The sequence below is a fragment of the Acinetobacter pengchengensis genome (assembly GCF_982235305.1).
Genome location: NZ_CEVATJ010000001.1, coordinates 1771166 through 1794944, shown reverse-complemented (window position 1 = coordinate 1794944; position 23779 = coordinate 1771166). Strand labels below are relative to the sequence as shown.

The window sequence follows — 23779 nt, the reverse complement described above, 5'->3', positions numbered from 1 at the left end:
TTTGACGTAAGCTTGTCATTTTTGCGACATGTGATGGTGGCAAAGTAAGCGTCATGTATGCAGACGGCCCAAGAGACACCCTCTGGGCCGTTTCTGTTAAAAAAGAATTCATTTTCTACCGATTTTAGGAGATAAACATGACTGCAGTTACAGCAAGCATGGTTAAAGAATTGCGTGATCGTACTGGTCTAGCAATGATGGAATGTAAAAAAGCATTAACAGAAGCCGGCGGTGACATCGAATTAGCGATTGACAACCTTCGTAAATCTGGTCAAGCAAAAGCTGCTAAAAAAGCAGGTAACATAGCTGCTGACGGTGCTATCACAATCGTTCAAGAAGGCAATAAAGCGATTCTTTTAGAAGTAAACTGTCAAACTGACTTCGTTGCAAAAGACGAAAACTTTGCTGATTTCTCTGCGAAAGTTGCTGCTGCTGCTCTAGCTGCAAACGAAACTGATGCTGCTAAAATTGCTGAACTTAAACTTGAAGATGGTGCAACTGTTGAAGAAGCACGTATTGCCCTTGTTCAAAAAATTGGTGAAAACATCCAAGTTCGTCGTGCACAAATCGTTGAAGGCGACAACCTTGCTGTGTACAAGCACGGTTTAAAAATCGGTGTTGTTGTTTCTTACACAGGTGATGCTGCGACTGGTAAAGGTATTGCAATGCACGTTGCTGCATTCAACCCAGTTGCTGTTACTGCTGAACAAATTCCTGCTGATCTTATCGCTAAAGAGAAAGAAATTGCAGAAGCGAAAGCAGTTGAATCTGGTAAGCCTGCAAACATCGTAGAGAAGATGGTAACTGGTTCAGTTGAAAAATACTTGAACGAAGTTGCGCTTGATCGTCAAATGTACGTAATTGACAACGAGAAGAAAGTTGCTGAAGTATTAAAAGCAACTGGTACAACTGTTGCTCAATTCGTTCGTTTCGAAGTAGGCGAAGGTATTGAGAAAAAAGCAGAAATGAGCTTCGCTGAAGAAGTTGCTGCTGCTCAAGCTGCTGCAAAATAATTTTTACTTCACGTAAAATATTTTGTAAGGAAAGCCCCAATTTATTTTGGGGCTTTTTTGTGAATATCGGTTTTAGCAATATGCAATCGGGGCATAAATATTGAGATAAAAACAAAGATATTAATTTTAAATCAGTATGTTATGAGTAATTGGCTTGATTATATAGATCGGAATCAGAACAAGAAGGTTATATGGCAAATAAAAAGAATTTAAGTATTGGCGCAATTATTGTAGTGTTAATTGCTGCATTTTTTGGCATGGATTTACAGCAGTTTCAGTCTGAAACATCAAACACGCCATCTACAAGTACTGCTCGCACATCGCAAACTGAAAAAAAACAATCGAACTTACAGCGAGATACACCGCAAGGACAGGATGCTCAGGGTGTTCAGCTGATTGAACGTGCGTTTGAGCGTAAGCAGAGTAATCTACAAGTCCGTGCGAGTGGACAAGTCGTTGCAGTGTTAGCAGATGACAACGAAGGTTCACGTCATCAAAAATTTATTTTGAAATTGAGCAATGGGCAAACTGTATTGGTTGCACATAATATTGATCTTGCACCACGAATTGCCAATATAGCCAAAGGCGATACCGTTGAGTTTTTTGGTGAATATGAATACTCAGATAAGGGTGGGGTGATTCATTGGACGCATCATGATCCAGCAAATAAACACGTAGCTGGATGGTTAAAACATCAAGGAAGAACCTACCAGTAACGGTTCTTCCGATAATAAAAATAGGATATAGCGTTTAAACGCTCATAATGCTGTTTTTACGACGTGTTTTCCAAGAGGGTAGGATTTTACCTAAATAGGCATCCATGCACCAAATTGGGCCAATGAGAAGGAATTGGAGGTCTTTGAAGAATGAAGGCTTTTTTCCTTCAATTTTGTGACCATAAAACTGCCCAATCCATGCCAAAACAAAAATCGCGATATAAAAACCCATTCCCACAGGCAATACATAAATTAGCCAGGCCATCACCAGCATTAAAGCTGCCATTGCGACGGCAAGAACCAAGTCTAAACGTGCATAAAAAATAAAACTGAGTACTAGAAGTAATGTTGTTAGTAAAGCACTGAAATGCGCCAAGATGGCGACAATCGAAAAAAAGATCGTCGGTACGCAAACCCAGTGAATTAATTTATTGGTTTTATTTTGATGGCTCTCGCTGTATTCATCTAGCCACTCGCTTACTGTCTTCATGTACTACTCCTGTAGACCGATCATCCGTTGTTATTGTTTTGCTGTCTAAAATATAACTGAGAACAGAGAGGTGGTCAAAACAGTATTCATATTTTCAAACTCAAGTGGCCACAAAATTTGTGTGGATCATCTTTGTGCGTAGATGCATGGGATGACTGTAAATCTTACAGGCATTAAAAAAGCCACATTGCTGTGGCTTTTAAGTCAAATGTGAAGTCGTGTAAGCGAATCTTAAGAGTTTGGACCGTCAATACGCTCGATGCTTACTTTAGCAGTACCTGCATTGGTGATGCCCAATTGTTTTGCAGCGCCATAAGAAAGATCGAGTACACGGTTGCCATGGAATGGACCACGGTCGTTTACTTTAACTACAACGCTCTTACCATTGTTTTTATTGGTTACGCGAATATAGCAGTTTAGCGGCAGGCTACGGTGTGCAGCAGTCATTGCGTTCATGTCGAACGTTTCACCGCTTGCAGTTTTACGACCGTGGAATTGACGACCGTACCAAGATGCCATACCTGTTTGGCTAAATTTACGTACAGTGTTCGATGCCACTGTATTTAACTTTTCAATCACTGAAGGCTCTTCAGCAGGAATTTCAATTTTCGCTGCAATCGTTTGACGACGGATTTGGTCGCCTGAACGTTCGGTGATTGAAAGGCTATTCAAATTGGAGAAATGTGAATTAAAACTTTGTGCTTCTTTGTTGAGTACACGCGCAGCAAGGCTAGATGACTCATTATCATTATTGAATGATGATTGCACCATTTCAGCTTGCGACTGACTTAGGGCAACAGCTGCAGAAAGTGCAAGTAAGTATTTAAGTGAACTATGCATGGTTTGAACTCCTGAAGACAGAATTTTTAACTTATTTCGCTCTTAACTGATTGAAATAGCGGTAATCCTGTCTGTAATTTCACTTTTTCGACTACATTTGACGAAATGGATAATATTCATCCCTTACTCAAGGTGTCTAGTCTTTATACGAAAATAATGACAAAAAGTACCAAAAACCAACTCTATTTGATTAAAAAATAATCAATATTGTAACATGATGTGTAAAAAGTTTGTTTTGTGATCAAATTGTCAAAAATATTTCTTGACTTTTTGGTTTTGTATTTAAATTTGTGCTTAGCGACTCGCAATTTCAGTGCCCAATAACCACAGTGCAGTCGCATACATACGGCTACGGTTATAAGTCGTAATCACCTGAAAATTTGGATAGGTTATATAGTAGATATGACCATAATTTTCTTGTAATTGAATAACATTGACCAAGTCTAGGTCATCTATTTGCACAATTGGATTCATTGGCATTACCCCTTGCGACTTTAAAACCCCGTAAGGTGTTGGTAGGGTTAAATCTTTGGCAATCACGCTGTCAGGATTGTTGCCTATATATCGTGCAGCAAATGCAATGGGTTGGTTGCGCTGCCAACCATGTTGTGCCAAGTAGTTTGCAATGGAGCCAATGGCATCGACTGCTGAGTTGCGTAGGTCAATATGTCCGTTGCCGTCATAATCGACTCCAAATTTTGGAATATTGCTTGGCATAAACTGCGGATAACCAACAGCGCCTGCATAAGAACCAACAATTGAAGAGGTTGGCACACCATCTTTATATGACCATGCGATCAGTGCCGCGAGTTCATCTTTAAAGTATTCTGCGCGACGTTCATAACCAAAGCCCAAGGTAGCAAGGGCATCGCGGGTTACAAAAGAGCCTTTATTGCTCCCAAAACCTGTTTCCACACCCAAAATCCCTAAAATAATGGATTGCGGTACACCAAATTGCTGTTCAGCTCTATTGAGCGTATCTGCATATTGTTGTTTAAAGCGCACACCACGCTGAATGGTACTTTCTGCAAGGAAATTAGTTTTATAGTCGTACCAAGGCTTACTTTCGCCTGGGCGGTTCATGATGTTGATGATATTGGGTAAGTTTTTGGAACCTTCCATCGCCCAATCGACTTGTGCTGCACTTAAGCCATAGGTCTGCATGGTTTTTTGTTTAAAATTGGCATATGACGGATGATTTTGGAAATCATTGGCCTGACAAAAACTGGTGATAGAAAATGCACCAATGAGTAAAGATAGACGTTTTAGTTTGTTATAAAAATCAAGTTTGAACATATTGGGAAAAATTCCAAATTGATGATTTACACAACTTATTTATATGCATTAAATAAGTTGCTACTTATAAATGTAGAATAAGCCGCTATTTGGGCCAAACTATCAAAGTGAAGCAAGCGGCTAAGATAGCATTCATGCGTAACGGGTTTGCAAAAACTTATACAAAAATAGACAAAGAATGTGTAAAAAGCGCGCAGGATTTGTAACAAAATTCAATTGAGGGGCAAAAACTTGTTCTGAATTGTGTAAGAGTTGCAGACATACTCCGCTTTTCAATTGTGCATAAAAATGCCTGATTGAAATCAGGCATTGTGTAGGTTGGTTGCATCTTTTAAGAATACTGCATATTTAGTTTGTGTTGTATGAGATGCTAGAACATGTAATTCCTACTATTTTGCAGTTAACATGCAACAAAAGGACTTAAACCACATCAACAGCTAAACTCGCTGGCATTAATGATGGAATAATGTGTCGTGATATTCCGCTAAAACCAATAGTTCTTCTTTGGTTAAATTGGGGATGATTTTATCCACCGCAATATGGACAGCTTTAATTACCGCTGCTGCGCCAATATCTGCCGCTTTACGTTTAATCATGCCTAAATCGAGGGTTTTGTTAAAATCGCTCATAAAGTGGCGTACAGTCGCTTCTGCAAACTGTTTATACAACTCTGTCAAAACGGCTTTATTCACTTCATTGCCTGCTTGAATTTCGGCATAGTTATGTTTCAGATTGGTCACTAAACTCGCATCAAGTGTTTCACCTACACGTGCATTGCCTGCTGCATCTTTAAAGCTACTGCGCTCAGAAAATTCAATCGATTGTTTCACGACATCATTGGGCGCTTTGCTTAATAATTGTTTTAGGAGTACTGCAACGGTAGATTTGACATAGCCCGCAAGTTTTTCGGCAGTGTCGCGTTTATCGCTTGCAGGAAAACGACGTACCAATTCGGTTAAAATGGCATCAATAATTTCTTCATTAATCATTAATGCAGTTTTGTCACGCAGTGGGAACAGCGGCTCACTTGAATTTTTTTTCTGTTGTGCAGTTTCAATCGTATTTAATAATTCTGCAGATGGAATGAATCCAAAAAATGGCATTTTTCAACCTCAATGTTGTTATTGTCGCGCTAAACGAATAGGGCGAGGCATCCATGTTAAATCCGATACACGACAAGGGTTAATGTCTAATCCACCACGACGTGTATAGGTTGCATATACCATCAGTTTTTCAGGTGCAAATTTTTGCCAGATGTCTGCAAACATCTGTTCCACACATTGTTCATGGAAACCATTATGCTGACGATAAGAAATAATATAAGCCAAAATACTGCGATAACAAGGCTTTTTACCTTGATAACGGATAAAAACAGTACCCCAGTCAGGTTGTCCTGTTACAGGACAGTTACTGCGTAATAAATGCGAGTACAGTTGTACCTCTATATCTTCAGCTTGTTCTAAATCGAATTGCAATAAACTTGGGTCAGGATGTTGCTCTAAACGCTCAGGTGTGAGCTGATCAATGCAAATACCTTCAGGCTGACTAATTGCCAAATCATCGACCTGAAATAAAGTGATGGTAACAGGTGCTTGCGCCGCAGCCGTTAAATCATGCTCAACGGTTTCGATAAAATTGGCTTCAGACTGAAAACGGGTAAAGTTCATACTATTAAAGTAGAGCTTTAATGATTTTGATTCGATCAGGTTGGGTGATGACGCAGGTAGCGTAATTCGACCAATCGCAACTTGCGGAACGCCTGTGGCATTTAACCACGAAATTTCAAAAATGTGCCACCAGTCTTGCCCCAATCGAATTCCTTCGACATCTGCATATTTTTCGCGTGAATCAACACGTGAAATAGGGAATAAAATATCAGGTTGATATTCTGTAGGATAATTGGTGTCTTTACCAAGGAGAGATTGTTCAACACTCATTATTCACGCATTCCTGAACCACGAGAAAGTAAATGATAGGCAATACCATAAAGCACTGCACAGCATAGTGTAATCACAGATAATGAAATCGTCACGTTGACATCACTATGTCCTAAAATGCCGTAACGGAAAGCATTAACCATATACACCACAGGGTTAATTAAAGAGAGGTTTTGCCAAAAAGGGCTTAAGGCACTAATGGCATAGAATACACCACCTAAATAAGTCAGTGGAGTCAGTACAAAAGTCGGTATAATGGAAATATCATCAAACGATTTGGCATAAACAGCATTAATAAAACCGCCTAATGAGAATAAAAAGGACGTAATTAATACCGTGTAAATGGTGATAAACCAATTGGTAATATAAAGGTCGGTAAAGAATAAACTCATGGTGGTGACAATAATGCCGACCAATACACCACGGATAACACCACCCAAAACATAGCCCCATAAAATGGCATGCAACGGTACAGGACTCATAATCAGTTCTTCAATGCTTTTCTGGAATTTTGCACTAAAAAAACTGGAAGATACGTTAGCATAACTGTTAGTGATGACTGCCATCATAATTAAGCCAGGCACAATAAATTGCATATAGCTAAAGCCGCCCATTTCACCAATACGCGAACCGACCAAATTACCAAAAATCACAAAGTACAAACTCATGGTGATGGCTGGTGGTAGCAAGGTTTGTGGCCATATGCGCATAAAACGACGAACTTCTTTATGCACTAAGGTATAGAGTGCAATCCGTAGTTGGGTAAAATTCATTGCGCAGCTCCATCTAAATTCTTTTCGACCATTTTGACAAATAACTCTTCTAGACGGTTGGACTTATTGCGCATACTGCGCACGCGAATGCCTTGTGTTTCTAAAAGTTGAAATAAATCATTTAATGTGTGAGCTTTATCCATCGTGACTTCTAGTGTCACTGCATCAATTAGGTTGAATCGTACACCAATAATATCTAAGTGAATCGGCTGAATAGGTTCAGCTAAATCGAAAATAAAAGATTCTTCACTTAACTGGTTTAAGAAGTTTTTCATGGAGGTGTCTTCTTTAATCACACCACGATCAATAATCGCGATACGACGACACAACATTTCGGCTTCTTCTAAATAGTGGGTGGTGAGAATGATTGAAGTGCCTTTATCATTCATCTCTGTTAAAAAATCCCACATTGAACGACGCAGCTCAATATCTACACCTGCAGTCGGTTCATCTAAAATAAGCAGTTTCGGCTCGTGCATCATGGCACGTGCGATCATTAAACGACGTTTCATACCGCCAGACAGCATTCGCGCTTGAGTGGCCCGCTTATCCCACAAGCCCAGTTTTTCTAAATATTCTTCGGCACGTTGTTCGGCAACTCTCTTAGAAATACCGTAATAGCCTGCTTGTGTGACCAAAATATCAAAGGTCTTTTCAAACTGACCAAAGTTAAATTCTTGCGGTACAACCCCTAAGCATTGCTTGGCTTGAGATGGTTGGGTATCTAGATTATGTCCAAAAATTTCGACAGTACCTGCCGTTTTTTTGGTGAGAGAACTGATGATGCTAATGGTTGTAGATTTACCTGCACCATTGGGTCCAAGTAGGGCATAAAACTCACCTTCAGGAACGGTCAAATTAATTCCTTTCAGTGCTTGGAAACCATTTCGATAGGTCTTTGACACGTCCCTTAACGTCAATGCATCAGTCATGAAATTCTCACTTGAGGAATAGAGCCACTATTGTGAGCGATCTGAGCCAATAAACCAAGTAAGTTACATGGAATTCTATGTTCCAAGTTTGGAACATTGTTTAAAGCATAAGCATAAAAATGCGTAACTTTTACATAGTTGCTTTACCTTCAGCAATTTTTTGTTATGATGTGCAGCGCGCGCTCATAGCTCAACTGGATAGAGTACAGGTCTCCGAAGCCTGTGGCGTGGGTTCGAGTCCCGCTGAGCGCACCACATAATCATATTAAGTATTTGATTTTAAACAATAATATAAATAAAAATCATATCCTATGTACTCATTTGTGTACTCATAATTAATTTCACCACTTTGTAAGCTAATATTTCAAGATTCCCGAAATTTTTTTCTATTATGTTGATATTTCTACAATTGCACTGATTTTATATAAAAATTGGTTTAAGTCTTCTATTAATAAGAATTGAAATAAGGATGATCCAAAGATTATGTACAGCTACTCCAACAAATAAAGAATTTGATAAAGCTCAAGAACTGTTTTTTAAGATGGGTTATGAGTGGAATGGCTTTGAAATGGAAATTGAAGGCAGCCAGGAATTAATAGAACATAGTGGTGCTACATTGCCCATATTTTGATTAATTTTTTAGAAAGACAGGAACATATTCTTTTGCGTATTCAGGGTAGTCTTTGCAGATAATTTTCTTACTGATTTCTATTGATCTGTTCGGACTATCTAATTGATCTAGAAAATTACTCATCTTTTCATCAGCAGCCTTAAATTATTCAATCATTTTTGAATCATGATGCGCCGTAGATGATGCCTCTAATATTCAGGTTCCTTTTGGAACCGTTAAGAGTGATAGTGAAAAGTAAGCTGGTCAGGAGGATTTTTTGTATGGTCAAAGTTTTATTGTTATTAGATTTTAAACTATAAGCGGTAATAGGCAAAAGAAAACCCACCGCTGGGGTGGGTTGGATGGAGTTTGTTATGAATAGAAGTCAAGAAGACATAAAAATGGAACTCACGCTTGCTTTAATAGAAGCGGGTTTAACCGATTCAGAAATAATTAATCATGCGGTGAATAGCATGTATCTGAATATTATTGCGAGAACCTTTCTTACCCCTCAAAATTCCTCAGAACAACAGTCTTAATGCACTTGGCGTATAGGTTTAGGTAGTATTCACGCGCAAATTCCTGACCTTGCGCTTCTTTTGTTTCAGCGTTTGCAATTATTTTCATTAGCTCTAGGGCGACTAACTCAATCGAGCCATCTAATGGTGTTTCAATATCAAAGGTTGGTAAGGCGTTTCTTGGCATATTTCTCTCCACCCGATCTGCTCAAAGGACTGCGTCGGGTTCGCAGTTGTAGTTTTTGTTAAATTCCTAAAATACAGCAGTCAATGCGATTAAAGCAGGTATCGCCTGTATGAATAAAATTTTTACGCATCTAGGATCATACAATAATTTTAGTGGGTTATTTTTGCTAAATTAAAAACCCACCGCAGGGTGGGTTGGTGTTTTAAGGGCGATAGTTATTAAAAAATTTAAATTCCTCAAGGAGAGGATGGCTTTTAGGATCAGCGCTTGCCCTGTGCTTCTTTTGATATTCCATGTAGTCATCATAGTTGTTGATTTTGCTCCAAGCTTTAGGTTTCTTTTCCTGAAACCAGCCTTTCTGAACATAACTATCTATGGGAATATGAAAAAAACGTGCATTTTTTTCAATATTTTTAATTCTGTGTTCACCTAATACTAGCCAGTATTTCAGTGTCATATTTATCCATTTTTGCGCCTGGCCATAAGTTAAGACGCTCCAAGTACCAATTAAGGAATCACATAATTCTTGGTGTAGTGAATCGAAATCTTCCTGTGATTCAAGCTCTTTTGAAATAAGTACAAGCAGTTGGCTTTTTAAAAAATCTTCACATTTAATCTTATTACTTGGATGCAAATCTCTATCATTAATTTTTAATGTGCGATTAAAGTCCAAATAAGCCTTACGAATCCCCGCATACTCAAATCCATCTGCTGTATTGAAAAGTAATCTAATAAGAAAGTCGTCACGTAAATTTTGAGGCAAGAAAGCGTCTATTTGCATATAAGTTTTGGTTACTATATTTTTAGAGCGGGTTATGATTATAAATCAATAAATTAGATAAGAAAAACCCACCGATAGGCATTGGCGGGTCAGTTTTGCGCTACTTCGTTATTACAGGTCAGGAGTGCGTTTGACCTTGATTAGATAATAATCACTAGATATGACAGTAGTTTTACTTCATGGATTGCAGTTAATCTCAAATAAAGTTTAACCTTGCTTTCATGTATCTTAAAAGATACAATTTTATAAAAGCTACAGATATACTGTGATGCAGATTAAAAAACTACCACCTTTTGATAGATGGTTTAAAAAACTTAAGGATTTACAGGCCAAAGCTCGCATACAAGCTCGACTTGATCGTTTAGAGGAAACAGGACACTTTGGTGATGTAAAGACGGTAGAGCACCCTGTATGTGAAATGCGGTTTTTCTTTGGCGATGGGTACCGTGTGTACTATTTACAGGAAAATGAAAGTATTGTTTTGCTGCTTATTGGTGGCGATAAAACCAGTCAGCAGGACGATATTAAAAAAGCCGTACAACTTGCTGCAGCCTATTTGGAATTAAAGGAGAGACACCATGATTGATCCAGCTGATTTAGTTGCAACAAAATGGGACAGTGCCGAGTACCTAGAAACTGAAGAGGATATGCAAGCCTACTTACAGGCCTGTATTGAAGAAGCAGGTGATGACGCAGCTTTTATTGCCAAAGCACTGGGAACGATCGCACGTGCCCGTGGTATGACACAACTCGCTAAAGATACAGGATTAGGGCGTGAGTCATTATATCGCTCGTTATCTGGTGAGGTTGTACCCAATTTTGATACTGTCCTAAAAGTGGTACATGCGTTGGGTTTAAATTTGACTGTAACACCTAAAACCACTCCTGCTGGAGCTTGATTTAACTTTTACAGGTTGCAGTTAATCACATATTTTTCTTTGTAATAGTCCACGGCTCTGTCGAGTGCCTGACTCAACTCTTCATCGGTATAGTCTGGTGAAAGTTGCTTTAAAGCAGGGACGTACTGCTTGTAATAGATATCAGGCCAGTCTTTGCAAAGGATCTGTTTGCGTACCTCTTGTGAAGTACTTGGATTTTCCAATAAATCAAAATAGCCGTTAATTTTTTCATCCGATTCTTCAAACTGCTTTGTTATCGCTGCACGTTCTTCTTCAGGTAGAGCGGCTGGCTGCTTTTGACAGCCAGTGATGATCAAGGCAAGGAGTAGGGTGGTTATGGTTGTTTTTTTCATAATACACTTTTTGTTGTTTTACTATACAAAGTATATGTAAAGTTAAAAAAAGTAAAACTGTCAAGATTACTTTTCAACTTTTAATTGAGTATCATTAAGATGGGTAGAATGGTATTGAAATTCTTCTGAGCTTCTGATATGGATTTAGAATATAAGACTTTGTCAAAAATCTTTAATAGTGGTGTCTTAGCTGACATTGCTGAGGGAGATTTGTCTTATATTTTTAAAGTTTTAAATAAATTCTTTCCAGAAGAAGACGCTGAGCTTTCTTTGAAAGAGTTTTATGAAAAAACATATCAAATTCTTCTTAAACAATATCCTAATGAATATATCTATAAGAACTTGATAGCCAATAAAATTCTTTTAGGACGTCACTCTCTAAACACAGCTACTATGTTGTCTGAGTTTAGAGTAGGAACTAACAAGGCCGATTGTGTAATTTTGAATGGCAAATCAACATGCTATGAAATCAAAACTGATTACGACTCTTTGGTTAGATTAGATGACCAATTGGATGCTTATACTCAAATCTTCGACGATGTATATGTTGTTTGCAGCCAAAAGCATGTAAAGTCTGTTTTAGAAAAAACAAAATCATCAATAGGTGTAATTTTTCTATCAGAAAAAATGACTTTTCAAGAAATAAGAAAAGCTCATCATAATGAAATAAAGAATAAAAAATTATTATTGCAATCTCTTCGTAAGAATGAGTATGTGGAGTTGGTTCAAAATTTAACAGGACAAGTATTAGAGGCTCCAAATACACAGTTATTTGATTTATGCCTAGAAAGGCTAGAGTTAAACAAAGATGAAAAAAAATTAAATAAGTTGTTTATTGAAACTTTAAAGAAGTCACGCAAAAACAATGAGCACTTTATAAGTCATATGCCAAATTCTTTGGTTAATGCTATTATCAGCTATAAATTTAATAAAGTTCAGATGCACTCATTAATAGACTGTTTTGCTACAGAGGAAAAACTTAATGTACTATCCAATATTACGAGGAAAACTTAATGAGCTTTTAGCATTAAGAGAGTTAGCAAACCTTTCTGTTGATAAAAAATTTTGTCCCGTTATCGAGCCTGTAAGAGGTTCTCTAGCACCACTTTTTAGAACAATAAAAGAATTAAATGATAAGGAAATCGTACCTTTAGTTTTTATGAATCCAACAGTTGGGGATTTAGTTGGATGCAGTGAAAATATTATCAATGAATTTAGTAAAGAAGAAGGTTTGCGCTTTATACCAATTTTCGCAGTGAGTGATGGTGTTGATGATCTACGTTCATTATTCTCTCAATTCAATGAATATGCTTTGTTTTTAGTTGATGGATTAAATGCAAGTATTATTGAAGAGTCATCTGAAGCTATTCTAACTTTTATTAGCGCTACAACAGCACCAAATTTAATTAAGCGACTAAGTAATGTAGTTCTGTATGATGACTTCTTCAAAAAGCAAAAAAGAAATGCTGACTATCCTATAGAATCTCCATTTTCATCATTACATACTTACTATAATGGCTTTGGAAATGTTAAGGGTTTTGGTGATTACACTATTCTAAGTGAAGAATATAGTGAATCTGGTGGCCCTGCTTATGTAGTTACGATACATATCACTTATATCAATTCTGAAAAATTTGATGAAGCTTTTATTCGTCACTATTCCTCAAATTATGAAAGTGACACTCCGGCTAACCCTGGTAAAAAGTTCATTGAAGCATTAGGTAAGTTCATTTCTGAAAAAAGAAATAAAACAATTAATTTTCTAGAAACCTCAGCGTGTCAAGATTTTGAGAGAATTTATAATGCACAGCATTTCCCTGGCCTAGGGCAGGTGAAGAAAATTTCAATTATGCATCACATTGAAACTATTAATGATTACTTAATAAATAATTGAGTGAATAATGTCAATTGAAAGAGTTTGTTGCCAACAATGTTTTAATGAAACAAATATTGCTCAGTACATCACACATAACGGTGATTTTAGGGCTAGTTGCTCATATTGTGAATCTGAAAATGTTAAAGCTGTAAATCCAAAAGAGATATTCCAGTTTGTAGAAAAGTTTGCTTACGGTTTAAAAGAGGTGGATGATGGAAAGCCATTATTTGCTTTATTGGAAGAAGATTTTTGTTTTTTTGAAGAAAAAGTTCTTGATAAACAAAATTTACTTTCTAATATTTTAAGTGATAACCAAGAGTTACTTTCTAAGAAATATTCTGTTCCAGACATTCAACTAACAAGAGATAGTTGGGATGAATTTCGCAATGAAATCACAACAAAAAACCGATTTTTCCCACAAACAGAACTATATAAGAATATTTTCACTAATACCAAAGAAATGAATAATGGGCAAACAAATGCTTTTATATCATTAGTCGATTCTTTAACAAAATCTTATTCTACGGGCAGAGTCTTTTATCGAGCAAGAGTTGATGAAAATAAGCTAGATATTAAACAAATGCGAGCACCTCCTGCGAATATAGTAACTCCAGGAAGAGCAAACCCTGCTGGAATTTCTTATCTTTATTTAGCAGAAGATGAGAAAACCTGTATTGCTGAGGTTCGCCCAAGTAATGGTAGCCTAGTTAATATTGCAACTTTCAATTTAAACAAGGAACTAGATCTGCTAGATCTAACAAATCCAAGAAAAAAAGCTTCATTTCTTCTACAAGAAAGCGAAAGTTTAGAGGATAGTATTACACATATAAATTTACTAGAGATTTTTGCACAAGAGTTATCCAAAGCCATATTACCTCATAGAAGTCACTTAGATTATATTCCAACACAATTTATTAGTGAGTTTTTCAAAACAGTTTGTGGTTTTGATGGAATTGTTTTTAATAGCTCATTTGGTCATGGTAAAAACATTGTTTTATTTGATGAAAGTGTGGTTAAAGATAATTCTATGAAATATTGTCGTATTTCGAGTGTTGACCATAAATATGGTGAGGAGTAAGAAAGGTAGTGTTCAAAAAACTGTGTCATTTCCTTAAACTGTTAAAAACAGGAATGATGCATTATGGCAACTACATTTGATTTTGAAACAGCCTTAAAACAACTCCAGTCAGGACAAGCACTGACTGGAGAAAATGGCATACTCACCCCTTTAATTAAACAACTGACCGAAGCTGCTCTTGAAGCAGAAATCGAGAATTACATTGAAGCGAATCCGAAACAAGGTAATCGCCGCAATGGCTATACTCGCAAGACAGTAAAATCTACATCAGGTTCATTTGAGCTTGAAACCCCTAGAGATCGAAATGGTGAATTTGAGCCACAGTTAGTTAAAAAGAACCAGACCAAATTATCAGAAGAAATTGACAATAAAATCATATCACTCTATGCACTTGGTATGAGCTATCGTGATATTCAAAAGCATGTTGCTGATATGTATGGATTGGAGATTTCAGATGGTGCTATCACCAATATTACAGATAAGCTCCTCCCTCAGTTACAAGCATGGAAACAACGCCCACTCGATACAATTTATCCCTTTGTTTGGTTAGATGCCATACATTACAAAGTGAAGGATAAAGGTGTTTATGTGAGCAAAGCGATCTATACCATTTTAGCTTTAAATGTTGAAGGTAAGAAGGAACTACTCGGCTTGTATTTATCGGAAAGCGAAGGGGCGAACCATTGGCTTAGTGTACTGACAGACCTACAAAATCGTGGTGTTCAGGATATTCTGATTGCCTGTGTAGATGGACTAAAAGGTTTCCCCGAAGCCATAGCAGCGATTTACCCTCAAACAGAAATACAACTGTGTATCGTTCATCAAATTCGTAATTCTTTACGCTATGTTGCCAGTAAAGATCAGAAGGCATTTATGGCTGATTTAAAGCCAATTTACCGTGCTGATACCAAAGGGGCGGCAGAAGTAGCACTGGATGAGCTAGAAGAAAAATGGGGCGAAAAATATGGTGTGGTCATTCAGTCATGGCGTACCAAATGGCATCTACTATCCGCCTATTTCAAATACCCTAAAGCGATTAGGAAGCCGATTTACACCACCAATGCCGTTGAAGCCGTACATCGTCAATTCCGCAAACTAACCAAAACCAAAGGAGCTTTCCCCAATGAGGATAGTCGGTAGTGTTCAAAAAACTGTGTCATTTCCTTAAACTGTTAAAAACAGGAATGATGCATTATGGCAACTACATTTGATTTTGAAACAGCCTTAAAACAACTCCAGTCAGGACAAGCACTGACTGGAGAAAATGGCATACTCACCCCTTTAATTAAACAACTGACCGAAGCTGCTCTTGAAGCAGAAATCGAGAATTACATTGAAGCGAATCCGAAACAAGGTAATCGCCGCAATGGCTATACTCGCAAGACAGTAAAATCTACATCAGGTTCATTTGAGCTTGAAACCCCTAGAGATCGAAATGGTGAATTTGAGCCACAGTTAGTTAAAAAGAACCAGACCAAATTATCAGAAGAAATTGACAATAAAATCATATCACTCTATGCACTTGGTATGAGCTATCGTGATATTCAAAAGCATGTTGCTGATATGTATGGATTGGAGATTTCAGATGGTGCTATCACCAAGGTAGTGTTCAAAAAACTGTGTCATTTCCTTAAACTGTTAAAAACAGGAATGATGCATTATGGCAACTACATTTGATTTTGAAACAGCCTTAAAACAACTCCAGTCAGGACAAGCACTGACTGGAGAAAATGGCATACTCACCCCTTTAATTAAACAACTGACCGAAGCTGCTCTTGAAGCAGAAATCGAGAATTACATTGAAGCGAATCCGAAACAAGGTAATCGCCGCAATGGCTATACTCGCAAGACAGTAAAATCTACATCAGGTTCATTTGAGCTTGAAACCCCTAGAGATCGAAATGGTGAATTTGAGCCACAGTTAGTTAAAAAGAACCAGACCAAATTATCAGAAGAAATTGACAATAAAATCATATCACTCTATGCACTTGGTATGAGCTATCGTGATATTCAAAAGCATGTTGCTGATATGTATGGATTGGAGATTTCAGATGGTGCTATCACCAATATTACAGATAAGCTCCTCCCTCAGTTACAAGCATGGAAACAACGCCCACTCGATACAATTTATCCCTTTGTTTGGTTAGATGCCATACATTACAAAGTGAAGGATAAAGGTGTTTATGTGAGCAAAGCGATCTATACCATTTTAGCTTTAAATGTTGAAGGTAAGAAGGAACTACTCGGCTTGTATTTATCGGAAAGCGAAGGGGCGAACCATTGGCTTAGTGTACTGACAGACCTACAAAATCGTGGTGTTCAGGATATTCTGATTGCCTGTGTAGATGGACTAAAAGGTTTCCCCGAAGCCATAGCAGCGATTTACCCTCAAACAGAAATACAACTGTGTATCGTTCATCAAATTCGTAATTCTTTACGCTATGTTGCCAGTAAAGATCAGAAGGCATTTATGGCTGATTTAAAGCCAATTTACCGTGCTGATACCAAAGGGGCGGCAGAAGTAGCACTGGATGAGCTAGAAGAAAAATGGGGCGAAAAATATGGTGTGGTCATTCAGTCATGGCGTACCAAATGGCATCTACTATCCGCCTATTTCAAATACCCTAAAGCGATTAGGAAGCCGATTTACACCACCAATGCCGTTGAAGCCGTACATCGTCAATTCCGCAAACTAACCAAAACCAAAGGAGCTTTCCCCAATGAGGATAGTCTGATGAAATTACTGTATATTGGTATTCAACAGGCATCAGAAAAATGGACAATGCCTATTCAGGAATGGGGACAAACGATTACTCAATTATCCATTTACTTTGAAGGTCGATTAGATGATATAATTAAAATCTAGTCAAATTTACTGACACAGAATTTTGAACGCCCTCATCACCAATATTACAGATAAGCTCCTCCCTCAGTTACAAGCATGGAAACAACGCCCACTCGATACAATTTATCCCTTTGTTTGGTTAGATGCCATACATTACAAAGTGAAGGATAAAGGTGTTTATGTGAACCGTACCGGGTTTATCGGAGACTTTTTTATTTAAGTTAGGCCACCTGACCTAACGGATTAATCTTATCATAGTACATTGCTTCAAACTCAAAAGGCGATACATAACCCAGTGCACTGTGTACACGCTTTTTGTTGAACCAATCTACCCAATTTAATGTCGCAAGTTGTACATCCGCTAAACCTTGCCAATCTGCTTTTAAATATTCAATCACCTCTGTTTTGTATAAGCCATTCACCGTTTCAGCCAGAGCATTATCGTATGAATCACCCGTTGTACCGACTGATGCTCGTAAATTTGCTGCTTCTAAACGATTGGTATAGCGAATGGAAAGATATTGCACACCTCTGTCGGAATGATGAATCACATTCTTTGGCATGCCTCGATCATGCAATGCTTGCTCCAGTGCATCAAGTACCATATCTGTATTCATCCGTGTTGATACTTTCCATCCAACAATTGTTCGCGAGAACACATCAATAATAAATGCGGTGTAGACCCAGCCTGAATGAGTTTGAATATACGTGAAGTCAGCGACCCACAGCTGGTCAGGATGATCTGCATTAAAATTGCGTTTTACTAAGTCATCTGCTCGTTTTTGATCATCTCGGCTACGGGTGGTTTGTTTATTCTTACCACGCCAAACACCTTGTATACCTAGCTTCTGCATCAATCGAGCAACTGTACAACGTGCGATAACATAACCTTCACGTTTCAATTGTTGCCAGACCTTACGCACACCATATCGACCTAAACTTTCTTTCCAAATACGTTTGATTTGCTCTGCATGATGTAAATCATGCAGAGCACGTTTCGCTCGATGTTCTGGGTTATCAACGAGATCTAAAGCCCGATAATAGGTCGAAGCTGCAATCGGTAAAATTCTACAAATCGCTTCAACACCATATCGATCTTTATTGTTCTGGATAAAATCCACCATTATTTGTGTGGGCGGTCGAGCTCCGCCTGGGCGAAAAAAGCGGCTGCTTTGCGTAGAATTTCATTGGCACGCTTTAATTCTTTAATTTCACGTTCCATTTGCTTCATTTTTTCTTGGTCAGATATCTGTTGTACTTTGGCAGGATTTAGTTGATCCATATGCTTTAAATACCAAACACGCAATGTTTCAGGAGTACAACCGATTTTAGGAGCAATAGCTGTGATTGCTGCCCAAGTAGAAGGATAATCTTTTTCAGATTCAATTAGTAATTGAACCGCTCTTTCTCTAATTTCGGGGGTATAGTTTGGTTTTTTCATCGGAATAGTCTCTCAGAATATTGAGTCTCCGACAAACCCGGTACGGTTCACCACTTGTTGACTTGGCTTCAATTATTTTATTGGCGAGTATCTTTAACTGGAAAATTGCATTGGTCTATGTGTTACTTGGATTAGTGCTGGCAGTCATCGGCGGGTCATTAATCAGCTACTTGAAAATGGAAAAGTATGTGGCTGAATTTGTGACTCATCATCAAACAATCTCAGGTGATGATGAAGATTTCAGCATGACTGCAAAAGAGCGGCGTACATTTGCTTGGGAACAGGTGACAGACATTTTTAGTAAGGTCTGGCTTTATGTCTTGATAGGTGTCGGGATTGGTGCGGCAATTCATAACTGGATTCCTGAGCAGTGGATTACCGCCTTACTTGGTCAGGAACACTGGTATTCCGTACTGATTGCCACGATTGTCGGAATGCCAATGTATGCGGATATCTTTGGCACCTTGCCGATTGCAGAAGCACTTGTGACTAAAGGCGTTGGCTTGGGGACGGTTTTAGCGTTTATGATGGCGGTCACCGCACTTTCTCTGCCATCGCTAATCTTGTTAAAACAAGTGGTGAAAACCCGTTTATTGAGCCTGTTTGTAGGGATTGTTTTTGTGGGAATCTTGATTGTTGGTTATAGCCTGAATACTTTGGGTTATTGGTTTTTATAAAAAGTGTGGAGAATAAAGATGCAAATTAAAGTTTTAGGAACAGGTTGTCGTAAATGCAAAGCCTTATTGGCTGCAACTGAAGAAGCTGTAAAAAGTACGGGTGTTCAGGCAGAAATTGAATATGTAACTGATATGATGCAAATTGCTGAAACAGGGTTGTTAAGTACGCCAGGTCTGATCATAGATAATCAAATCGTTTCAAGTGGCAAAGTTTTGGAACCACAAGCCATTGTGGAGTTGATTGAAATAAATAAGTGTATGTGGAAAACTGTAAAAAAGACCTGTGGCATAAGCCACGGGTCTTTTTTATTTGTGTCTTGAGATGTTAAGAAGTTTTAAATTTTTCCCTTTCTGGCAAGCATATACGGATATGGGTATACTTTTATAATGAGTACTCTTTACTGAATATATGGATATGTGTATATTTGCATAATAGAATGGGAGCAGTTATGGACCACGTTCAGTTTTTTAAATGTTTATCTGATGAAACACGTCTCAGTATTGTCATGCTTATCGCAGAAAACGAAGAGCAATGTGTTTGTGATTTGACAGATAAACTCCAGTTAAGCCAACCAAAAATTTCACGGCATTTAGCCCTGTTAAGATCAAGTGGTTTGCTGAATGACCGTCGGCAAAAGCAGTGGGTGTATTACAGTCTTAACCCACAACTACCTGAATGGTGCTTTGAAATTCTGAATACACTTAAACGTAGCAATGTTCCCGTGTTATTTGATCCCTCAGCTCTATCGATTCAGAGCCATTGCGAGTAAGTTTTTATGAAATTTTTGTTTCTGTGCACGGGTAACAGTTGTCGCAGTATTCTTTCTGAAGTTCTGTTTAATAGTCGAGCGCCTGAAGGTTGGGTAGCTTATAGCGCTGGAAGTAAACCTTCTGGCCAAGTTCATTCGTTAACCATTCAGACTTTACAGAACCTGGGTTTGTCTACCGAAGGTTTGTCGAGTAAAACGATTGATGCCTGTGAACAGTATCAGCCCGATGTCGTCATCACCGTGTGTGATGCGGCAGCACAAGAAGCTTGTCCGTTGTATTTAGGAGGAGCAATCAAAGCACATTGGGGTCTATCTGATCCATCACATTTAGATTTGCCTGAACAAGAAAAATTACAGGCATTTTTAAGTACTGTAGAACATATCAACAAACGCTTAGATGCACTTTTTGCATTAGATACCCATCACATGAGCCGTCCTCAGCTTATTGCTGAAATTAATCAAATTTCCCATCTTTAAGCGAGCAGATCATGTCTAAACCAGGATTATCCTTTTTGGATCGCAACCTGACGCTATGGATTTTTGTGGCCATGGCATTGGGTGTTGCGATTGGGGTGGTATTTCCACAAGCATCCGTCGCATTGGACGCAATGAGTGTAAATTCAGTCAACTTGCCAATTGCGATTGGTTTGATTTTGATGATGTATCCACCATTAGCCAAAGTAGATTATGCAGCTTTGCCCAAAGTATTTCAGGATAAAAAAACATTAGCGCTCTCTCTGATTCAGAACTGGCTGATTGCGCCAGTGCTGATGTTTGTATTGGCGATAGTCTTCTTGAGTGATTACCCAGAATACATGACAGGTCTGATTCTGATTGGCTTGGCGCGTTGTATTGCCATGGTACTGATTTGGAATGGACTGGCATGCGGGGACAATCAATACGGTGCTGCATTGGTCGCATTTAACAGCATTTTTCAGATTCTATTCTTTAGTAGTTATGCCTGGTTCTTCCTGACCTATCTGCCGCCACTTTTTGGGATAGAAGGGAATGTCATCAATGTTGATTTTTGGACCATTGCCAATGCTGTCCTTATCTACTTGGGGATTCCATTCCTGATGGGCTTCCTGACGCGTCTATCTTTAGTGAAAGCCAAAGGTCTGGACTGGTATCAGAATCAGTTTCTACCCAAAATTGGTCCACTCAGCTTATTGGCCTTGTTATTCACCATTGTAGCCATGTTTAGCTTGAAAGGCGGTGATGTAGTGAGTTTACCAATGGATGTGTTGCGGATTGCAATTCCATTGACGCTTTACTTTGTCGTGATGTTCTTTGTCAGCTTTTTCATGAGTAAGTGGATGGGGAATGACTATCCCAAAACCACCGCAATTTCATTTACCGCAGCAGGTAACAATTTTGAGTTAGCGTTGGCCGTTGCGATTGCTACCTTTGGTTTGGCTTCACCAATTGCCTTTACTACGATTATTGGCCCATTGGTTGAAGTGCCCGTGCTGATTGCATTGGTTAGCGTAGCTTTATGGCTGAAGAAAAAATATTATCCAAATTCTTAAGAGGCAAAGATGACACTCCCTAATCTTGAATCTGATCTTTTACCGACACCAACTTTTGCGGAAGTGCAGGCTAAAGAACTGAGTCACCCACCACGTATCTTATTGCTATATGGCTCAAACAGAGAACGTTCATATAGCCGCCTGGCTGTGATGGAAGCTGGGCGAATTCTTGAGCGTTTTGGTTGTGAGGTTAAAATCTTTCATCCCAAAGGTTTACCTTTACCTGAAGATGGTGATCTGGAACATCCAAAGGTTAAAGAGCTGCATGAATTGTTGGCTTGGTCTGAAGGCATGGTTTGGTGTTCGCCTGAGCGGCATGGTTCGATGAGCTCAATCTTTAAAGCACAGATTGATTGGATTCCACTTGCTGCAGGAGCTATTCGTGCTACGCAGGGTAAAACATTGGCTTTGATGCAAGTGAGCGGTGGATCACAGTCATTTAACAGTGTAAACCAGATGCGAATTCTTGGGCGCTGGATGCGGATGATCACGATTCCAAATCAGTCTTCTGTTCCTAAAGCCTTTTTGGAGTTTGATGAGGCAGGGCGGATGAAGCCTTCATCGCTATATGATCGTATTGTTGATGTAATGGAAGAGCTATACAAGTTTACTTTGCTGACTCGCGGCCAGAGTGCCTATTTGACCAACCGTTATTCAGAGCGAAAAGAATCGGCTGAAGAACTGTCTAAACGAGTCAATCAGCGCAATATTTAAGGCTGATTCATTATGGTGAGAGCAAGGATGCCACACTGTAACTGATAACTCGATTGTTTGTTTAATCAAAATAAGAGTCTAGAGCAAATTATATTTATTGAAGGAAAAGTGAGTTTCAACCTCTTTCGATTTTTCACTAGTCTTACATGGATTTTCGACCTGCACTTATTTTAAGATAATTTGAACCGTACCGGGTTTGTCGGAGGCTCAATATTCTGAGAGACTATTCCGATGAAAAAACCAAACTATACCCCCGAAATTAGAGAAAGAGCGGTTCAATTACTAATTGAATCTGAAAAAGATTATCCTTCTACTTGGGCAGCAATGGTAATCCCCCCTAAAAATAATAGGATCTAAAAGTAGAATTTTCTCTTAAGATACAAGCAGGAGATTCTGCATGAAAACATCTAAATTTACTGACAGTCAGATCATGTCCATCTTGAAACAGGCAGAATCTGGCACACCTGTAGCGACCCTTTGCCGTGAACACGGCATGAGTAATGCTACCTTTTATAAATGGCGTGCCAAATATGGTGGTATGGATACATCATTAATGGATCGACTGAAAGAGCTAGAAGCCGAAAATACCAGACTTAAAAAGATGTATGCGGAAGAGCGATTAAAGGCCGAAATCATCCAGGAAGCGATGGCAATGAGTAGCACTGCTACGCAAGGGTAAAGCCATCTTGCCGGCGTAAGATGGCACAACAGGCAGTTGCCCAGCATGCCATTAGTATTCGTTTGGCTTGTAAAGCATTTGGCATTAGTGAAACCTGCTACCGCTATCAAGCCAATCTCAGCGATGACAATGCACTCATTGCTGAACAGCTCATTGAACTCACTGAGGAAAATTCCGATTGGGGCTTTGGTTTGTGCTTCTCGTATTTACGGCATGTTGGGAGTTGCTGCTGGAATCACAAGCGGGTTTACCGCATTTACTGTGAGTTGGCACTGAATCTGCGTATTAAACCGAGAAGAAGACTAAAACGGCATGCGCCTGAACCATTGAAAGAACCAATCCGAGAAAATCAGGTTTGGTCATTAGATTTTATGCATGATCAGCTTTCCGATGGTCGCAAGTTTCGATTATTGAATGTGATTGATGATTACCGCCGCGAAGGCCTAGCCATTGAAGCAGGGTTCTCATTGCCCACAATCAGGGTTATTCGTACGTTGAATCAATTGCTGGAGTGGAGAGAAAAACCGTTAGTGATCCGATGCGATAATGGTCCCGAATTTATCAGTCACGAATTTGTGCGCTGGGCTACTGAGCACGGTATTCGTATTGAATATATTCAACCGGGTAAGCCACAGCAGAATGCGTATATTGAACGCTATAATCGGACCATACGTTATAGTTGGCTGAGCAAGCATTTATTTGATACTTTGGATGAAGTACAAGATTATGCAACAAACTGGTTGTGGCATTACAACCATGAAAGACCACATCAAGCTAACAAAGGAAAGCCACCTCTAATGGCTGCTTAACCTCTACTTTTAACTT

27 protein-coding genes, 1 tRNA gene, 4 pseudogenes and 1 other annotated feature are annotated in these 23779 nt (G+C 38.7%); of the genes and pseudogenes, 21 read left to right on the top strand and 11 right to left on the bottom strand.

Annotated elements, in window-relative coordinates; translation table 11 throughout:
- Positions 1 to 137: 137 nt before the first annotated feature.
- Positions 138 to 1013 carry a translation elongation factor Ts gene (gene tsf / locus AC0T5Z_RS08795; RefSeq protein ID WP_291333964.1) on the top strand — a complete coding sequence of 292 codons (876 nt, stop codon included), beginning with the start codon at positions 138 to 140 and terminating at the stop codon, positions 1011 to 1013.
- A gap of 191 nt (positions 1014 to 1204) precedes the next feature.
- Positions 1205 to 1729 carry a DUF3465 domain-containing protein gene (locus AC0T5Z_RS08790; RefSeq protein ID WP_435337316.1) on the top strand — a complete coding sequence of 175 codons (525 nt, stop codon included), beginning with the start codon at positions 1205 to 1207 and terminating at the stop codon, positions 1727 to 1729.
- A gap of 34 nt (positions 1730 to 1763) precedes the next feature.
- Here AC0T5Z_RS08790 and AC0T5Z_RS08785 read toward each other — a convergent pair whose 3' ends face one another.
- From AC0T5Z_RS08785 to AC0T5Z_RS08755, 7 genes are all read right to left on the bottom strand, one after another.
- Positions 1764 to 2219, bottom strand: a complete 456-nt coding sequence (locus AC0T5Z_RS08785) for an Mpo1 family 2-hydroxy fatty acid dioxygenase (RefSeq protein WP_291333960.1) — start codon at positions 2217 to 2219, stop codon at positions 1764 to 1766.
- Positions 2220 to 2450: 231 nt separating this feature from the next.
- Positions 2451 to 3059, bottom strand: a complete 609-nt coding sequence (locus AC0T5Z_RS08780) for a septal ring lytic transglycosylase RlpA family protein (RefSeq protein ID WP_004972798.1) — start codon at positions 3057 to 3059, stop codon at positions 2451 to 2453.
- A 294-nt stretch (positions 3060 to 3353) separates the two neighbouring features.
- Entirely contained in the window at positions 3354 to 4355 is a 1002-nt protein-coding gene (mltB, locus tag AC0T5Z_RS08775; protein WP_291333954.1) for a lytic murein transglycosylase B, read from the bottom strand.
- 452 nt (positions 4356 to 4807) lie between these two features.
- Entirely contained in the window at positions 4808 to 5458 is a 651-nt protein-coding gene (locus AC0T5Z_RS08770; protein ID WP_291333952.1) for a hypothetical protein, read from the bottom strand.
- A gap of 18 nt (positions 5459 to 5476) precedes the next feature.
- Positions 5477 to 6292, bottom strand: coding sequence for an NADPH-dependent 7-cyano-7-deazaguanine reductase QueF (gene queF, locus AC0T5Z_RS08765; RefSeq protein ID WP_291333950.1), 816 nt, complete (start codon positions 6290 to 6292; stop codon positions 5477 to 5479).
- Positions 6292 to 7065, bottom strand: a complete 774-nt coding sequence (locus AC0T5Z_RS08760) for an ABC transporter permease (RefSeq protein WP_291333949.1) — start codon at positions 7063 to 7065, stop codon at positions 6292 to 6294. Before AC0T5Z_RS08760 ends, queF begins: the two co-directional genes overlap by 1 nt.
- On the bottom strand, positions 7062 to 7997 hold the full coding sequence (locus AC0T5Z_RS08755) for an ABC transporter ATP-binding protein (protein ID WP_291333947.1): 936 nt from the start codon (positions 7995 to 7997) through the stop codon (positions 7062 to 7064). The genes AC0T5Z_RS08760 and AC0T5Z_RS08755 overlap by 4 nt, the downstream gene beginning before the upstream one ends.
- Positions 7998 to 8176: 179 nt before the next feature.
- Between AC0T5Z_RS08755 and AC0T5Z_RS08750 the strand changes: the two genes are divergently transcribed.
- Both AC0T5Z_RS08750 and AC0T5Z_RS08745 read left to right on the top strand, forming a co-directional pair.
- Positions 8177 to 8252: transfer RNA gene (locus AC0T5Z_RS08750), tRNA-Arg, on the top strand.
- Positions 8253 to 8466: 214 nt separating this feature from the next.
- The gene (locus tag AC0T5Z_RS08745) at positions 8467 to 8628 is read left to right on the top strand and encodes a hypothetical protein (RefSeq protein WP_435337317.1); all 162 of its coding nucleotides are present in this window, start codon (positions 8467 to 8469) and stop codon (positions 8626 to 8628) included.
- Between the two features lie 483 nt (positions 8629 to 9111).
- Here AC0T5Z_RS08745 and AC0T5Z_RS08740 read toward each other — a convergent pair whose 3' ends face one another.
- Both AC0T5Z_RS08740 and AC0T5Z_RS08735 read right to left on the bottom strand, forming a co-directional pair.
- The gene (locus AC0T5Z_RS08740) at positions 9112 to 9312 is read right to left on the bottom strand and encodes a hypothetical protein (protein WP_225543370.1); all 201 of its coding nucleotides are present in this window, start codon (positions 9310 to 9312) and stop codon (positions 9112 to 9114) included.
- Positions 9313 to 9514: 202 nt separating this feature from the next.
- Positions 9515 to 10075 carry a hypothetical protein gene (locus AC0T5Z_RS08735; RefSeq protein WP_317028539.1) on the bottom strand — a complete coding sequence of 187 codons (561 nt, stop codon included), beginning with the start codon at positions 10073 to 10075 and terminating at the stop codon, positions 9515 to 9517.
- 286 nt (positions 10076 to 10361) lie between these two features.
- Between AC0T5Z_RS08735 and AC0T5Z_RS08730 the strand changes: the two genes are divergently transcribed.
- A complete protein-coding gene (locus tag AC0T5Z_RS08730) occupies positions 10362 to 10679 on the top strand; it encodes a type II toxin-antitoxin system RelE/ParE family toxin (RefSeq protein ID WP_180158935.1) in 318 nt (105 codons plus the stop codon).
- On the top strand, positions 10672 to 10992 hold the full coding sequence (locus AC0T5Z_RS08725) for an addiction module antidote protein (RefSeq protein ID WP_180095561.1): 321 nt from the start codon (positions 10672 to 10674) through the stop codon (positions 10990 to 10992). Before AC0T5Z_RS08730 ends, AC0T5Z_RS08725 begins: the two co-directional genes overlap by 8 nt.
- An 8-nt stretch (positions 10993 to 11000) precedes the next feature.
- On the opposite strand, the gene AC0T5Z_RS08720 is transcribed toward AC0T5Z_RS08725, so the two are convergent.
- The gene (locus tag AC0T5Z_RS08720) at positions 11001 to 11345 is read right to left on the bottom strand and encodes a hypothetical protein (RefSeq protein WP_317028540.1); all 345 of its coding nucleotides are present in this window, start codon (positions 11343 to 11345) and stop codon (positions 11001 to 11003) included.
- A 138-nt stretch (positions 11346 to 11483) separates the two neighbouring features.
- Between AC0T5Z_RS08720 and AC0T5Z_RS08715 the strand changes: the two genes are divergently transcribed.
- The 7 genes and pseudogenes from AC0T5Z_RS08715 to AC0T5Z_RS08685 all read left to right on the top strand — a co-directional run.
- Positions 11484 to 12359, top strand: a complete 876-nt coding sequence (locus AC0T5Z_RS08715; RefSeq protein WP_179998056.1) for a sce7726 family protein — start codon at positions 11484 to 11486, stop codon at positions 12357 to 12359.
- Positions 12328 to 13239, top strand: coding sequence for a sce7725 family protein (locus tag AC0T5Z_RS08710; RefSeq protein ID WP_317028541.1), 912 nt, complete (start codon positions 12328 to 12330; stop codon positions 13237 to 13239). The genes AC0T5Z_RS08715 and AC0T5Z_RS08710 overlap by 32 nt, the downstream gene beginning before the upstream one ends.
- A 7-nt stretch (positions 13240 to 13246) precedes the next feature.
- The gene (locus tag AC0T5Z_RS08705) at positions 13247 to 14299 is read left to right on the top strand and encodes an RES family NAD+ phosphorylase (protein ID WP_179998054.1); all 1053 of its coding nucleotides are present in this window, start codon (positions 13247 to 13249) and stop codon (positions 14297 to 14299) included.
- 63 nt (positions 14300 to 14362) lie between these two features.
- Positions 14363 to 15433 (top strand): annotated as a pseudogene (locus AC0T5Z_RS08700) (IS256 family transposase); the annotation flags it as partial.
- A 60-nt stretch (positions 15434 to 15493) separates the two neighbouring features.
- Positions 15494 to 15913: pseudogene (locus AC0T5Z_RS08695) on the top strand (transposase); the annotation flags it as partial.
- Positions 15914 to 15959: 46 nt separating this feature from the next.
- Entirely contained in the window at positions 15960 to 17165 is a 1206-nt protein-coding gene (locus AC0T5Z_RS08690) for an IS256 family transposase (RefSeq protein WP_160127165.1), read from the top strand.
- Between the two features lie 34 nt (positions 17166 to 17199).
- Positions 17200 to 17334: pseudogene (locus AC0T5Z_RS08685) on the top strand (transposase); the annotation flags it as partial.
- 31 nt (positions 17335 to 17365) lie between these two features.
- On the opposite strand, the gene AC0T5Z_RS08680 reads toward AC0T5Z_RS08685, so the two are convergent.
- A protein-coding gene (locus AC0T5Z_RS08680; protein WP_151826295.1) for an IS3-like element ISAba29 family transposase occupies positions 17366 to 18585 on the bottom strand; the annotation gives its coding sequence in 2 pieces (ribosomal slippage) (positions 17366 to 18309 and positions 18309 to 18585; 1221 coding nt in all).
- Positions 18194 to 18310 (bottom strand) — a sequence feature (AL1L pseudoknot). It overlaps the preceding gene by 117 nt.
- Before the next feature lie 20 nt (positions 18586 to 18605).
- Here AC0T5Z_RS08680 and AC0T5Z_RS08675 point away from each other — a divergent pair.
- From AC0T5Z_RS08675 to AC0T5Z_RS08640, 8 genes and pseudogenes are all read left to right on the top strand, one after another.
- Positions 18606 to 19262 (top strand): permease, encoded by a 657-nt coding sequence (locus AC0T5Z_RS08675; RefSeq protein WP_435337819.1) that lies wholly within the window; start codon positions 18606 to 18608, stop codon positions 19260 to 19262.
- 18 nt (positions 19263 to 19280) lie between these two features.
- The gene (locus AC0T5Z_RS08670) at positions 19281 to 19583 is read left to right on the top strand and encodes a thioredoxin family protein (RefSeq protein WP_435337820.1); all 303 of its coding nucleotides are present in this window, start codon (positions 19281 to 19283) and stop codon (positions 19581 to 19583) included.
- 128 nt (positions 19584 to 19711) lie between these two features.
- Positions 19712 to 20032: a metalloregulator ArsR/SmtB family transcription factor gene (locus AC0T5Z_RS08665; protein ID WP_004988477.1), complete on the top strand. Its 321-nt coding sequence runs from the start codon at positions 19712 to 19714 to the stop codon at positions 20030 to 20032.
- A gap of 6 nt (positions 20033 to 20038) precedes the next feature.
- Positions 20039 to 20509 (top strand): arsenate reductase ArsC, encoded by a 471-nt coding sequence (locus AC0T5Z_RS08660; RefSeq protein WP_435337821.1) that lies wholly within the window; start codon positions 20039 to 20041, stop codon positions 20507 to 20509.
- Between the two features lie 11 nt (positions 20510 to 20520).
- Positions 20521 to 21561, top strand: a complete 1041-nt coding sequence (gene arsB, locus AC0T5Z_RS08655; RefSeq protein ID WP_419225235.1) for an ACR3 family arsenite efflux transporter — start codon at positions 20521 to 20523, stop codon at positions 21559 to 21561.
- Positions 21562 to 21570: 9 nt separating this feature from the next.
- Positions 21571 to 22275 (top strand): arsenical resistance protein ArsH, encoded by a 705-nt coding sequence (gene arsH, locus AC0T5Z_RS08650; protein ID WP_435337822.1) that lies wholly within the window; start codon positions 21571 to 21573, stop codon positions 22273 to 22275.
- Positions 22276 to 22506: 231 nt separating this feature from the next.
- Complete coding sequence (locus AC0T5Z_RS08645) at positions 22507 to 22632, top strand: hypothetical protein (protein WP_473786290.1); 126 nt, start codon at positions 22507 to 22509, stop codon at positions 22630 to 22632.
- Positions 22633 to 22672: 40 nt separating this feature from the next.
- Positions 22673 to 23763: pseudogene (locus AC0T5Z_RS08640) on the top strand (IS3 family transposase).
- Positions 23764 to 23779: the final 16 nt, after the last annotated feature.